Origin of the sequence: Salmonella sp. 2020_1459, from assembly GCF_043847915.1 — a bacterium.
GTDB classification, from domain to species: domain Bacteria; phylum Pseudomonadota; class Gammaproteobacteria; order Enterobacterales; family Enterobacteriaceae; genus Salmonella; species Salmonella enterica.
Genome location: NZ_JBCMFA010000001.1, coordinates 497,534 through 510,000 on the forward strand (window position 1 = coordinate 497,534; position 12,467 = coordinate 510,000).

Below are 12,467 nucleotides of genomic sequence, written 5' to 3' on the forward strand. Positions count from 1 at the left end.
AACCACTGGCGAAAACATGTACGGAAAGTCAACGAGTTGGCGATTACGGCACGTCATAACCCAGCGCCGCCTTGCGGATTCGGAACCACTGTTGACGCGACAATGACAGCGTTTCCGCTTCTAGTGCGGCGCGTACGCGTTCGATTTTACCCGAGCCAATAATCGGCAGCGGCTGCGACGGCAAACGTAAAATCCAGGCATAGACCACCTGTTCAATAGAACTAGCGTTGAGTTCTTGTGCGATAACGGAAAGTTCCTGGCGCAACGGCTGATAAGCCTCATCATTAAACAGCCGACCGCCGCCAAGACATGACCAGGCCATCGGACGAATACGCAGTTGCTGTAATTGATCTAATGTGCCGTCCAGCAACAAAGGCTGGTGAACTGGCGAGATCTCCACCTGGTTGGTCGCCAGGGTGAACGGCAGGCGCGATTGCAGCAACGTAAATTGCGCTGGCGTAAAATTAGAAACGCCAAAATGGCGCACTTTGCCGCTTTGATGCAGATGTTGAAACGCCTCGGCGACGTCATCCGCATCCATTAACGGATCGGGACGGTGAATTAACAACATATCCAGATAATCTGTCGCCAGATTTTTTAATGACTGTTCGGCGCTCAGAATAATATGGCGGCGATCGGTAATATAATGACCGAGCCTATTTTCCGCTCTGGCAGTGGTGGCAATACCGCATTTGGTGACGATTTGCAGTCTTTCCCGCAAATGCGGCGCCAGCGTTAGCGCCTCGCCAAACGCCGCTTCGCACTGATAACCGCCATAAATGTCCGCATGGTCAACGGTAGTGACGCCCAAATCCAGATGTTCTTCGATAAAACTCACTAGCTGACGCGCGGACATATTCCAGTCCATCAAACGCCAGTAACCCATGACAAAACGCGAAAACTCCGGACCTTGTGGAGCGATGGTGACACGCTGAACCATAACAGATTCCTCATAGAGAATAATGAGGTTGAGTATACGCAATTCCGCGCTTAAAAGAGTGAAGGTTGTTGAGGATCTTCCGATGGGAGAGGCTTATTTGCGCGTATTTTACGCAAGAAACGCTGGCGACAAAGCCGCAGTACATTTTGTTTCTCGGCATCGCTCATTTTTTGCCAGTTAAACCGTTCGTCGCGGCTGCGCATACAGCCCCGACAAAAGCCACGCTCATCAGACTGGCAGATACCGCGACATGGGCTTGCTACAGGAAAAAACTCCAACTGCTCGGCCACATCCCCTCCTCAACGTTTGACGCTTATGACTATTGAAGACGCTAACTGACATTATGGCAACTCTGCTTGCAGTAGACCGACTGGTCTACTATACTGCCTGCTATGAATAAGCAAACCGAACACGATACCCGCGAACATCTGCTGGCCACCGGCGAGCAGCTTTGTATGCAACGGGGTTTTACCGGCATGGGGCTTAGCGAGTTGCTCAAAACCGCCCAGGTGCCTAAAGGGTCGTTTTATCACTACTTTCGCTCGAAAGAAGCCTTCGGCGTCGCCATGCTTGAGCGACATTACGCCTGCTATCATCAGCGTCTTACGGCGCACTTCACCTCCGGTCCCGGTAATCATCGCGATCGTCTTCTCGCCTGGTATCAGGAAACGTTAAAGCAGTTTTGCCAGCAAGGCGCCATTAGCGGTTGCCTGACGGTGAAACTGTCAGCGGAGGTCTGCGATCTGTCGGAGGATATGCGCTCTACGATGGATAAAGGAGCGCAGGAGATCATGGCACTGCTTGCACGCGCGCTGGAAGAGGGCCGTAATAGCCACTGTTTACATTTCACCGGCCAGCCGTTGCCACAGGCGCAGGTACTTTATGCCCTGTGGCTGGGTGCCAATTTGCAGGCCAAAATATCCCGTAGCGCCGCGCCGCTGGAAAATGCGTTGGCGCATGTTAAGACCATCATTGCAACGCCTGAGCAGTAACAGGCGTTTTTATTTCCTTTCTTACAAGACGACCGGTCTACTTATATCAGGAGCCACTATGTCATCAGCAAAACTGTTTACCCCCCTCAAGGTGGGTGCCATCACGGCGACAAATCGCGTATTTATGGCGCCTTTGACGCGTTTGCGGAGTATTGAACCGGGCGACATTCCTACGCCGTTAATGGCGGAATATTACCGTCAACGCGCCAGCGCCGGATTGATCATCAGCGAAGCCACACAAATCTCCGCACAGGCGAAAGGCTATGCCGGCGCACCGGGATTACACAGCGATGAGCAGATCGCCGCCTGGAAAAAAATCACTCAGGGAGTTCATGATCAGGGCGGCCATATGGCGGTGCAACTGTGGCATACGGGCCGTATTTCACACGCCAGCCTGCAACCAGGCGGACAAGCGCCCGTCGCGCCATCCGCTATCAATGCGGGAACCCGCACCTCTTTGCGTGACGAAAACGGTCAGGCCATCCGCGTAGAAACTTCCACGCCGCGCGCGCTGGAGACTCATGAGATCCCCGGGATCGTCAACGATTTCCGCCAGGCTATCGCCAATGCCCGAGAGGCAGGCTTCGACCTGGTGGAGCTGCATTCCGCGCACGGTTATCTGCTGCACCAGTTCCTCTCACCGTCTTCTAATCACCGTACCGATCGGTACGGCGGCAGCGTAGAGAATCGCGCCCGTCTGGTGCTGGAAGTGGTTGATGCCGGCATTAAGGAATGGGGCGCGGACCGTATCGGCATCCGCCTTTCTCCTGTCGGCACTTTCCAGAATGTCGATAACGGCCCGAATGAAGAAGCTGACGCCCTTTATCTGATTGAAGCGTTAGGCAAACGCGGCATTGCTTATCTGCATATGTCTGAACCAGACTGGGCGGGCGGAGAACCGTACAGCGACGCATTCCGTGAAAAAGTGCGCGCGTGTTTCCACGGCCCCATCATCGGCGCTGGCGCCTATACGCCAGAAAAAGCGGAAGATCTGATCGAAAAAGGGCTGATTGACGCCGTGGCGTTTGGTCGCGATTACATCGCTAACCCGGATCTGGTGGCGCGTCTGCAACGTAAAGCGGAACTTAATCCACAGCGTCCCGAAAGTTTTTATGGCGGCGGCGCGGAAGGCTACACTGACTACCCTACTCTGTAATTTCATTGATAGCGGCCTCACATCGCCGCTATACTTTGAATATCTTGACTATTTTAAGGACAACGAAAATGCGTTTATTGCATACTATGCTGCGCGTCGGCGATTTGCAGCGTTCCATCGCTTTTTACACCAACGTTCTGGGCATGAAATTGCTGCGTACCAGTGAGAATCCGGAATACAAATACTCGCTGGCCTTTGTGGGATATGGTCCGGAAACGGAAGAAGCGGTCATCGAACTAACCTATAACTGGGGCGTTGAGAGCTATGACATGGGCAATGCGTACGGGCATATCGCGCTGAGCGTTGACAATGCCGCTGAAGCCTGTGAACGCATTCGTCAGAACGGCGGCAACGTGACCCGTGAAGCGGGGCCGGTAAAAGGCGGTTCGACCATCATCGCCTTCGTTGAAGATCCGGATGGCTATAAAATCGAATTGATTGAAGCTAAAGACGCAGGCCGCGGTCTGGGTAACTGATCCCCCGCCGGGCGCAGGTCACTGCGCCCGTTGTTTTACTGCATCCCGGCGTAAAATTTGCCATAATACGCGCTGCATTTTTTCGTATTAAGAGACTCAGATGTCCGATAACGCTCAACTTTCCGGTCTGTGCGACCGTTTTCGTGGTTTTTATCCTGTCGTCATCGACGTTGAAACTGCAGGATTTAACGCTAAAACCGATGCGCTGCTCGAAATCGCCGCCATCACGCTGAAAATGGATGAACAAGGCTGGCTGATGCCGGACATGACGCTGCATTTCCATGTGGAGCCGTTCGCTGGAGCCAACTTACAGCCGGAAGCGCTCGCGTTTAACGGTATCGATCCCTCTAACCCGCTACGCGGCGCGGTGAGTGAATATGAGGCGCTACACGCTATTTTCAAAATGGTGCGTAAAGGTATCAAAGACAGCGGTTGTAGCCGCGCCATTATGGTCGCGCATAACGCCACTTTTGATCACAGTTTTATGATGGCCGCCGCAGAGCGCGCCTCGCTGAAACGTAACCCGTTTCATCCGTTCGTCACCTTTGATACTGCGGCATTGAGCGGACTGGCGCTGGGACAAACGGTGTTATCAAAAGCGTGCCTGGCGGCAGGTATGGAGTTTGACGGTGAAAAGGCCCACTCCGCTTTGTATGATACCGAGCGGACAGCGGTGCTGTTTTGTGAAATTGTCAATCGCTGGAAGCGCCTGGGCGGCTGGCCGTTACCTTTGCCGACGGACAAATAACGAGGCTAACAACGCCGCTCTTGCTCACGATGGCGGTAAAAAAGCGACCTTTACAGGTCGCTTTCTCCTTGCACAGATTACTCTGCGTCCGGCTCCTGAGTTTTATATTTTGCCGCAGTTTCTTTAATAAGCTGCTGCAACTCACCACGCTGATACATTTCAATCACAATATCACACCCGCCGACCAGCTCGCCGTCCACCCACAGTTGTGGGAATGTCGGCCAGTTGGCGTATTTCGGTAATTCAGCGCGAATATCCGGGTTTTGCAGGATATCAACATAGGCAAAACGTTCCCCGCAGGCTGAAAGCGCCTGAACGGCCTGCGCAGAGAAACCACAGCTTGGCAGTTTCGGTGAACCTTTCATATACAGGAGAATCGGGTTTTCAGCGATCTGGCGCTGAATTTTTTCGATAGTGGTGCTCATTGTCTCGCTTCCTTAAACTACTTTTACGACTGAAGCCTGTCATTGTAACGGGTCAGGCTGGCAACGGAAAATAACATTTTCATCATGCCTTATTATTTTACCGTCTGCGGGAATAAGTTGTATACAAAATATCTTTTAAGCGGGTTGCCACGCAGTGATTCGTCGATAACGCGTTCGTGTTTAGCATTAATTGCTATTTTTTTACATCTGTTAACGAAACACAGCTTCAGAAACCAAAAGCAATTACCAATCTGTGCTTTTGTAGATTAGAATTATCAGGTTTTGTAAATCATACGCAGGCATGAATCGCCTGCCTTTAACAGAGGATTGCTCAGTGGCGCGGATAAACAAAATCTCGATCACGCTCTGTGCTTTACTTTTTACTACTCTCCCTTTTACGCCAATGGCCCATGCTTCCAGGCAAGCCAAAGCGACGCCTGCTGTTTCTCATGTCACGAAAACGGCAGATAAAAAGAAAAGCACAACGAAAAAGATCAGTAAAACCAGCAAAAAAAACGTAAAAAAAACCTCAAAAACCAGCCGTTCTTCTTCCGCTTCTACGCCAAAACGTACCACCGCCGCCACAAAATCTCGTCATACGACGCATCGTCGTAACAGAACCGCGCCCACGTCAATCGCCGCCCTCGACGTAACGGAAAAATGCACGACGCGTAAAGGCCGTAAGCCGCACTGCGTGAAGGGGAAAGGAACATTGCCGGCCTCTATTGCCGATGCGCATCGTGCAAAAGTACAAAAAGCGACGAAAACCGCGATGTCCAAACTCATGAATCAGATTGGTAAACCGTATCACTGGGGAGGCGCGTCGCCGCGCACCGGTTTTGATTGCAGCGGTCTGGTTTATTATGCCTATAAAGATTTAGTGAAGATCCGTATCCCCCGAACGGCGAATGAGATGTATCACCTGCGTGACGCGGCGCCCATTGAGCGTAGCGAGTTGAAAAACGGCGATCTGGTGTTCTTCCGTACGCAGGGGCGCGGCACCGCCGATCACGTTGGCGTCTATGTCGGCAACGGTAAGTTTATCCAGTCTCCGCGCAGCGGTCAGGAAATTAAGATCACCTCACTGAACGAAGAATACTGGCAACGTCATTATGTCGGCGCCCGCCGGGTGATGACGCCTAAAACAATTCGCTAATATTTTATCCTGTCGTTTAACGACAGGATAACTTCTTCTTTTGCGCCACCGCTCAATTTGCTACCCTATCCTTACGCGCACCAGGGGTATTGTGCGTGCGCAATATTAATAATAAGGAGAGAAGCAATGTCGTTCGAATTACCTGCATTACCGTATGCCAAAGATGCTCTGGCGCCGCATATTTCTGCTGAGACGCTGGAATATCACTATGGCAAACATCATCAGACTTACGTGACCAATCTTAACAATTTGATCAAAGGCACGGCGTTTGAAGGCAAATCGCTGGAAGAGATCGTGCGCGCCTCCGAAGGCGGCATCTTTAATAACGCCGCTCAGGTGTGGAACCACACCTTCTACTGGAACTGCCTGGCGCCAAACGCCGGTGGCGAACCGACCGGGAAACTGGCTGATGCTATCGCGGCATCTTTTGGCAGCTTCGCGGAATTTAAAGCGCAATTCACCGATGCCGCTATCAAAAACTTTGGTTCCGGATGGACATGGCTGGTAAAAAGCGCTGATGGCAAACTGGCTATCGTTTCTACCTCAAATGCCGGTACGCCGCTGACTACGGATGCAACGCCGTTGCTGACGGTTGATGTGTGGGAACACGCGTATTACATCGACTACCGCAACGCCCGTCCAAACTATCTGGAGCATTTCTGGGCGCTGGTTAACTGGGAATTTGTTGCGAAAAATCTCGCCGCATAAGTCTGAGTACGCAGAAGGTACGCCTTCTGCGTTTTAGAGAGGGATAGAATAGAGGAGACGCCCACCCTCAGAAGAGAGGAAATCAGTGCAGAGCGGCCGTTAATCCACCTGCGACAATCACGCCCAGAACAATCAGCGTAGTAATCAACGAAAATTTCAGGTCGGTACTCATCAAGTTTTCTCCTTTTTATTCCCACACAAAAAGTGATGTAGCGCATTTTTGCACATTCCCGCACAAAAATCTCTCATGTTTTATATTGATAACTGTTTTTAACGCTTCCCCTTTTCCTCAAGATCAGACAAAATTCCAGGCTTACTGAATTAGCGTAACGGCCATTGACCCCTTCCTGACGTTCCGTGTCGTTTTTCCGGCGTGCCGCAACCCTGATGTTGCGATTAGGGTGTGTGTAGGCAAACGTTTACCTGGCGTTTCTCAGGAGCTTAGCGAGGGTCTGGAGTGAAATGTAATGGCAACAATTAAAGATGTAGCGAAACGAGCAAACGTTTCCACTACAACTGTATCACACGTAATCAACAAAACGCGTTTTGTCGCTGAAGAAACGCGTAACGCGGTCTGGGCGGCAATTAAAGAGCTGCACTACTCTCCCAGCGCCGTCGCGCGTAGCCTGAAGGTTAACCATACCAAGTCGATAGGCTTACTGGCGACCAGCAGCGAAGCGGCCTATTTTGCCGAAATTATCGAGGCAGTTGAAAAAAACTGTTTCCAGAAAGGCTATACGCTGATTTTAGGCAACGCCTGGAATAACCTGGAAAAACAGCGCGCCTACCTGTCCATGATGGCGCAAAAGCGCGTGGATGGCCTGCTGGTGATGTGTTCTGAGTATCCAGAACCTCTGCTTTCCATGCTGGAAGAGTATCGCCATATTCCGATGGTGGTGATGGACTGGGGTGAGGCGAAGGCCGATTTTACCGACACGGTGATTGATAACGCCTTTGCAGGCGGCTATATGGCGGGTCGTTATCTGGTTGAACGCGGCCACCGGGATATCGGCGTTATTCCCGGCCCGCTGGAGCGCAACACCGGCGCGGGCCGGCTGGCAGGCTTTATGAAAGCCATGGAGGAGGCGCTGATCAACGTGCCGGACAACTGGATTGTTCAGGGCGACTTCGAGCCGGAATCCGGTTACCACGCGATGCAGCAAATTTTATCGCAGTCACATCGCCCTACCGCCGTTTTCTGCGGCGGCGATATTATGGCGATGGGCGCGCTTTGCGCGGCTGACGAAATGGGGCTTCGCGTACCGCAGGACGTTTCGGTGATCGGTTATGACAATGTGCGTAACGCCCGTTTCTTTACCCCGGCGCTGACGACGATTCACCAGCCCAAAGACTCTTTAGGTGAAACCGCATTTAATATGCTATTGGATCGCATCGTCAATAAGCGTGAAGAGTCACAGTCTATTGAAGTTCATCCACGCCTGGTTGAGCGTCGCTCGGTCGCTGACGGCCCGTTCCGCGACTATCGGCGTTAATCCCCACTGTCGGGAGCCTCTTCTGGCTCCCGCAGCCACTCCCGATTCAACGTTTCGCTATCGCCCAAATAGTCCAGCAGCCATGCCAGCGCGGGCGAGGCTTCGTTTTGCTGCCACGTCACGCAACAGGCCGCATCGGGAAACGGATTCTCTAACGTCAGCGCCACCCATTTTCCGCTGTCTATCCACTGTCGGGCAAAATGCGTCGGCACCATTCCCACGCATAGTCCTGCCGACAGGCAGGTTGCCGATGACTCCCAGTCCGGTACGACGACCCTTTTTTGGTTATCCAGCAGCCAGGTAATCCGTTTCGGTAAGGTTCGCGAAGTGTCTTCCCTGACCAGCGACGGCCAGTTGCGCAGGGTATCATCGCTTAACGGCCCAGGCATCGACGCCAGCGGGTGATCGCTTGCCACTACGCAGCTCCAGCTCAGGGTCCCCATATCCCGAAAAGCGTAACGCCCCCCTACCGGAATCGCCTGCGTCGCCCCAATCGCCAGTTCGACACGCCCGTCGGAGAGCGCGTCCCAGACGCCGTTAAACACCTCCTGAAAAACCAGCAGTTCCACATCGTCAAAATGGCGATAGAAATCGACGATCATCTGCCGGGTACGTTCTGGTCTGACGATATTGTCCACCGCAATAGCTAACTGCCCGCGCCAGCCATTAGCAATTTGCTGACACTGCTGGCGAGTGATCTGCATTTTTTTGATAACAGAACGCCCTTCTTTTAAAAACCAGACGCCAGCAGGCGTCAGTTCAACATCACGGTGACGTCGTACAAAAAGCGGTACGGCCAGCCACTCCTCTAACTGACGAACGGTGTAACTGACTGCTGAAGGCACACGGTGCAGTTCCTGCGCCGCCGCGCTAAAACTGCCATTGCGCGCCACGGCGTCAACCACTTCAAGCGAGTATTCCGACCACATAATTTGCCTACAAAAATTTTGAATTCACTGGACAAATATTAACGTTTCACAACCGTAATTTCACTCCCTACACTCTGCGACAATGTCTGTCTGATAAGAAAGAGAAACAAATATGCAACCTGGAAAAGGTTTTTTAGTCTGGTTAGCCGGCCTTAGCGTGCTGGGATTTCTGGCTACGGACATGTACCTGCCCGCGTTTGCCGCCATACAGGCGGATTTACAAACGCCTGCCGCCGCGGTCAGCGCCAGCCTCAGCCTGTTTTTAGCTGGCTTTGCCGTCGCGCAACTCCTCTGGGGACCGCTATCGGATCGTTATGGCCGTAAACCGATTTTACTGCTGGGGTTATCTATCTTTGCGCTCGGAAGTCTGGGGATGCTGTGGGTAGAAAGCGCGGCAGCACTGCTGACGCTGCGCTTCGTGCAGGCCGTCGGCGTTTGCGCGGCAACGGTAATCTGGCAAGCGCTGGTGACCGATTATTATCCTTCGCAAAAAATTAACCGTATCTTCGCCACGATCATGCCACTGGTGGGATTATCCCCGGCGCTTGCGCCCTTACTGGGAAGCTGGATACTGACGCATTTCTCATGGCAGGCGATTTTCGCCACTCTGTTCGTGATTACGTTGTTGCTGATGTTGCCGGCGCTGCGCTTAAAACCATCGGGAAAAGCGCGTACCGAAGGACAGGATAAACTCACTTTCGCGACGTTGTTACGCTCTAAAACCTATCGCGGTAATGTGCTGATTTATGCCGCCTGTTCCGCCAGCTTTTTTGCGTGGCTAACAGGGTCCCCATTTATTCTCAGCGCGATGGGTTACAGCCCGGCAGTGATTGGCCTGAGCTATGTTCCGCAAACCATCGCTTTTCTGATTGGCGGATATGGTTGCCGCGCGGCGCTACAAAAATGGCAGGGCTACCAATTGCTTCCGTGGCTGTTAGGGCTGTATGCGCTGAGCGTTATCGCCACCTGGGGAGCGGGCCTTCTGAATAATGCCTCACTGGTGGAGATCCTGATTCCTTTCTGCGTAATGGCGATTGCTAATGGTGCCATCTACCCTATCGTCGTCGCGCAAGCGTTACGCCCTTTCCCTCAAGCCACGGGGCGCGCTGCGGCGCTACAAAATACGCTGCAACTGGGGTTATGTTTCCTGGCAAGCCTGGTGGTTTCATGGCTCATCAGCACGCCGCTGCTGACCACCACCAGCGTAATGCTCTCTACCGTTGTTCTGGCGGCGTTAGGTTACAAAATGCAGTCTCATGCAGATTGCGCTGAGACCGGATTTCCCCATGCCAATGTCGCCCACGACAAGTCTCACTAAAGACTTGTTAACCGCTGGTAATTAGCACGCTAACAATTTTCGGTTGAATCATCAAAAATTGCGGCCTATACTGATTCCCGGTTGTTTATATTACGATAATTATTAGGCATTAACGGGAACCGGAGCGTTCCCGATTCACCATGGATGGCCTTTTCGGCAAGGGCTCCTCCCTTCCTCTGTTCTACGTCGGATAACTGGCTCACGGAATTGTCCGTGGGATTTCTCACAAAGCCAAAAAAGCGTCTACGCTGTTTTAAGGTTCTGATCACCGTCCAGTGATGGAGAAGCTATGAGTTCATCGTGTATAGAAGAAGTCAGCGTACCGGATGATAACTGGTACCGAATCGCCAACGAATTGTTAAGTCGCGCGGATATTACAATTAATGGTTCCGCCCCGTCTGACATTCGTGTTAAGAATCCCGATTTTTTTAAACGCGTCCTTCAGGAAGGATCGTTGGGGTTAGGTGAGAGTTACATGGATGGCTGGTGGGAATGCGAGCGTCTGGATATTTTCTTCAGCAAAGTCTTACGTGCCGGTCTTGAAAATCAACTCCCCCACCATGTTAAAGATACGCTCCGTATCCTCGGCGCGCGTCTGATTAATCTACAAAGTAAAAAACGCGCCTGGATTGTCGGCAAGGAACATTACGATCTTGGTAATGACCTTTTTTCCCGTATGCTCGATCCCTATATGCAATATTCTTGCGCCTACTGGAAAGATGCCGATACGCTGGAAGCGGCACAGCAAGCCAAGCTGAAATTAATTTGCGAAAAGCTACAGCTACAACCGGGGATGCGTGTGCTGGATATCGGCTGCGGCTGGGGCGGCCTGTCGCAATATATGGCGACCCATTATGGCGTTAGCGTGGTGGGCGTAACGATCTCCGCTGAACAACAAAAAATGGCGCAGACGCGTTGCGAAGGTCTGGATGTCTCCATTCTCCTGGAAGATTATCGCGACCTTAACGATCAGTTTGACCGAATCGTCTCCGTCGGCATGTTCGAACATGTCGGGCCAAAAAACTACAACACCTATTTTGAAGTCGTTGACAGGAATTTAAAACCGGATGGTCTTTTCCTGCTCCATACTATTGGTTCTAAAAAAACCGATCATAATGTCGATCCGTGGATCAATAAGTATATTTTCCCCAACGGTTGTTTGCCGTCTGTTCGTCAAATCGCCGAGGCCAGCGAATCACACTTTGTAATGGAAGACTGGCATAACTTTGGCGCCGACTATGACACGACTCTGATGGCGTGGCATGAGCGCTTTATCAATGCCTGGCCAGAGATTGCGGGCAATTATAACGAGCGCTTTAAACGTATGTTCAGCTATTATCTCAACGCCTGCGCGGGTGCGTTTCGCGCGCGTGATATCCAGCTTTGGCAGGTGGTATTTACGCGCGGCGTTGAAAACGGTCTGCGCGTTCCTCGCTAATCATCTCCCCCGCATTTCATGCGGGGGAATCTTATTTTCCGTTAGCCAATGTCGGCCTGATTTCTGACCACATTTTCTCGTGTAGCCAGTACGCGTTCTACGGTATCGACAACCGCCTGCGTTTGCGGATCGATCTCGATATTCACACGCTCACCCAGTTTTTTTCTGCCAAGCGTAGTACGTTCCAGCGTTTCCGGAATGAGATGCACGCAGAAGCGCGTTGGCGTTACCTCGCCGACGGTCAAACTGATGCCGTCGACGCCGATAAAGCCTTTGTACAGGATATACTTCATCAGGGACGCATCCTGCACTTTAAACCACACCTGATGGTTATTTTCGGAGGTCAGGATTTTCGCGATCTCCGCCGTCGTAATAATATGCCCCGACATCAGATGACCACCGATTTCATCGCTGAATTTGGCGGCGCGCTCTACGTTGACCTCATCACCTACCCTCAACGCGCCCAGATTGGTGATGCGCAACGTTTCTTTCATCAGATCAAAACTTATCTGGTTACCGTTTATTTCAGTCACCGTCAAACAGCATCCGTTATGCGCTACCGACGCCCCCGTCTCCAGCCCCTCCAGCATGTAGTCCGGTAACGTCACCACATGGGTGCGAAAGTTGGGTTTTTCATCAATCGATACCAGTTTCGCGGTACCCTGTACGATCCCCGTAAACATATCTT

Annotated in this window: 15 protein-coding genes; 9 read left to right on the forward strand and 6 right to left on the reverse strand. The window is 52.0% G+C overall.

All coding sequences use genetic code 11. The annotated features are described in order from the left end of the window. Positions 1-43: 43 nt before the first annotated feature. Together ACH0VJ_RS02520 and ACH0VJ_RS02525 are read right to left on the reverse strand one after the other, a co-directional pair. On the reverse strand, positions 44-940 hold the full coding sequence (locus ACH0VJ_RS02520) for an aldo/keto reductase family oxidoreductase (protein ID WP_000250727.1): 897 nt from the start codon (positions 938-940) through the stop codon (positions 44-46). A gap of 50 nt (positions 941-990) precedes the next feature. Next, positions 991-1,230 carry a DUF1289 domain-containing protein gene (locus ACH0VJ_RS02525; RefSeq protein WP_001538148.1) on the reverse strand — a complete coding sequence of 80 codons (240 nt, stop codon included), beginning with the start codon at positions 1,228-1,230 and terminating at the stop codon, positions 991-993. A gap of 102 nt (positions 1,231-1,332) precedes the next feature. Here ACH0VJ_RS02525 and ACH0VJ_RS02530 point away from each other — a divergent pair, with 102 nt between their 5' ends. From ACH0VJ_RS02530 to rnt, 4 genes are all read left to right on the forward strand, one after another. Then, positions 1,333-1,932, forward strand: coding sequence for a TetR/AcrR family transcriptional regulator (locus tag ACH0VJ_RS02530; protein ID WP_001041824.1), 600 nt, complete (start codon positions 1,333-1,335; stop codon positions 1,930-1,932). Between the two features lie 58 nt (positions 1,933-1,990). Next, a complete protein-coding gene (locus ACH0VJ_RS02535) occupies positions 1,991-3,088 on the forward strand; it encodes an alkene reductase (protein ID WP_000092942.1) in 1,098 nt (365 codons plus the stop codon). A gap of 68 nt (positions 3,089-3,156) precedes the next feature. Further along, the gene (gloA, locus tag ACH0VJ_RS02540; RefSeq protein ID WP_001237787.1) at positions 3,157-3,564 is read left to right on the forward strand and encodes a lactoylglutathione lyase; all 408 of its coding nucleotides are present in this window, start codon (positions 3,157-3,159) and stop codon (positions 3,562-3,564) included. A gap of 100 nt (positions 3,565-3,664) precedes the next feature. After that, positions 3,665-4,312 (forward strand): ribonuclease T, encoded by a 648-nt coding sequence (gene rnt, locus ACH0VJ_RS02545; RefSeq protein WP_001282267.1) that lies wholly within the window; start codon positions 3,665-3,667, stop codon positions 4,310-4,312. Between the two features lie 77 nt (positions 4,313-4,389). Here rnt and grxD read toward each other — a convergent pair whose 3' ends face one another. Continuing rightward, the gene (grxD, locus tag ACH0VJ_RS02550; protein ID WP_000108176.1) at positions 4,390-4,737 is read right to left on the reverse strand and encodes a monothiol glutaredoxin 4; all 348 of its coding nucleotides are present in this window, start codon (positions 4,735-4,737) and stop codon (positions 4,390-4,392) included. Positions 4,738-5,071: 334 nt separating this feature from the next. Here grxD and ACH0VJ_RS02555 point away from each other — a divergent pair, with 334 nt between their 5' ends. Together ACH0VJ_RS02555 and sodB are read left to right on the forward strand one after the other, a co-directional pair. Continuing rightward, positions 5,072-5,893 (forward strand): C40 family peptidase, encoded by an 822-nt coding sequence (locus ACH0VJ_RS02555; RefSeq protein ID WP_001537211.1) that lies wholly within the window; start codon positions 5,072-5,074, stop codon positions 5,891-5,893. 126 nt (positions 5,894-6,019) lie between these two features. Next, positions 6,020-6,601 carry a superoxide dismutase [Fe] gene (gene sodB, locus ACH0VJ_RS02560; protein WP_000007294.1) on the forward strand — a complete coding sequence of 194 codons (582 nt, stop codon included), beginning with the start codon at positions 6,020-6,022 and terminating at the stop codon, positions 6,599-6,601. An 82-nt stretch (positions 6,602-6,683) separates the two neighbouring features. Here sodB and ACH0VJ_RS02565 read toward each other — a convergent pair whose 3' ends face one another. Beyond that, on the reverse strand, positions 6,684-6,773 hold the full coding sequence (locus ACH0VJ_RS02565; protein WP_000102277.1) for a YnhF family membrane protein: 90 nt from the start codon (positions 6,771-6,773) through the stop codon (positions 6,684-6,686). Between the two features lie 295 nt (positions 6,774-7,068). Here ACH0VJ_RS02565 and purR point away from each other — a divergent pair, with 295 nt between their 5' ends. After that, the gene (purR, locus tag ACH0VJ_RS02570) at positions 7,069-8,094 is read left to right on the forward strand and encodes an HTH-type transcriptional repressor PurR (RefSeq protein WP_000190992.1); all 1,026 of its coding nucleotides are present in this window, start codon (positions 7,069-7,071) and stop codon (positions 8,092-8,094) included. Here purR and punR read toward each other — a convergent pair. Next, positions 8,091-9,023 carry a DNA-binding transcriptional activator PunR gene (punR, locus tag ACH0VJ_RS02575; RefSeq protein ID WP_000269523.1) on the reverse strand — a complete coding sequence of 311 codons (933 nt, stop codon included), beginning with the start codon at positions 9,021-9,023 and terminating at the stop codon, positions 8,091-8,093. The genes purR and punR overlap by 4 nt on opposite strands. Before the next feature lie 112 nt (positions 9,024-9,135). On the opposite strand from punR, the gene punC reads away from it, so the two are divergent. Both punC and cfa read left to right on the forward strand, forming a co-directional pair. Beyond that, positions 9,136-10,341 carry a purine nucleoside transporter PunC gene (gene punC, locus ACH0VJ_RS02580; protein WP_001182309.1) on the forward strand — a complete coding sequence of 402 codons (1,206 nt, stop codon included), beginning with the start codon at positions 9,136-9,138 and terminating at the stop codon, positions 10,339-10,341. A 289-nt stretch (positions 10,342-10,630) separates the two neighbouring features. Next, positions 10,631-11,779, forward strand: a complete 1,149-nt coding sequence (gene cfa / locus ACH0VJ_RS02585) for a cyclopropane fatty acyl phospholipid synthase (RefSeq protein ID WP_000098879.1) — start codon at positions 10,631-10,633, stop codon at positions 11,777-11,779. Positions 11,780-11,820: 41 nt separating this feature from the next. On the opposite strand, the gene ACH0VJ_RS02590 is transcribed toward cfa, so the two are convergent. Continuing rightward, entirely contained in the window at positions 11,821-12,462 is a 642-nt protein-coding gene (locus ACH0VJ_RS02590) for a riboflavin synthase (protein ID WP_000493973.1), read from the reverse strand. Positions 12,463-12,467 lie beyond the last annotated feature (5 nt).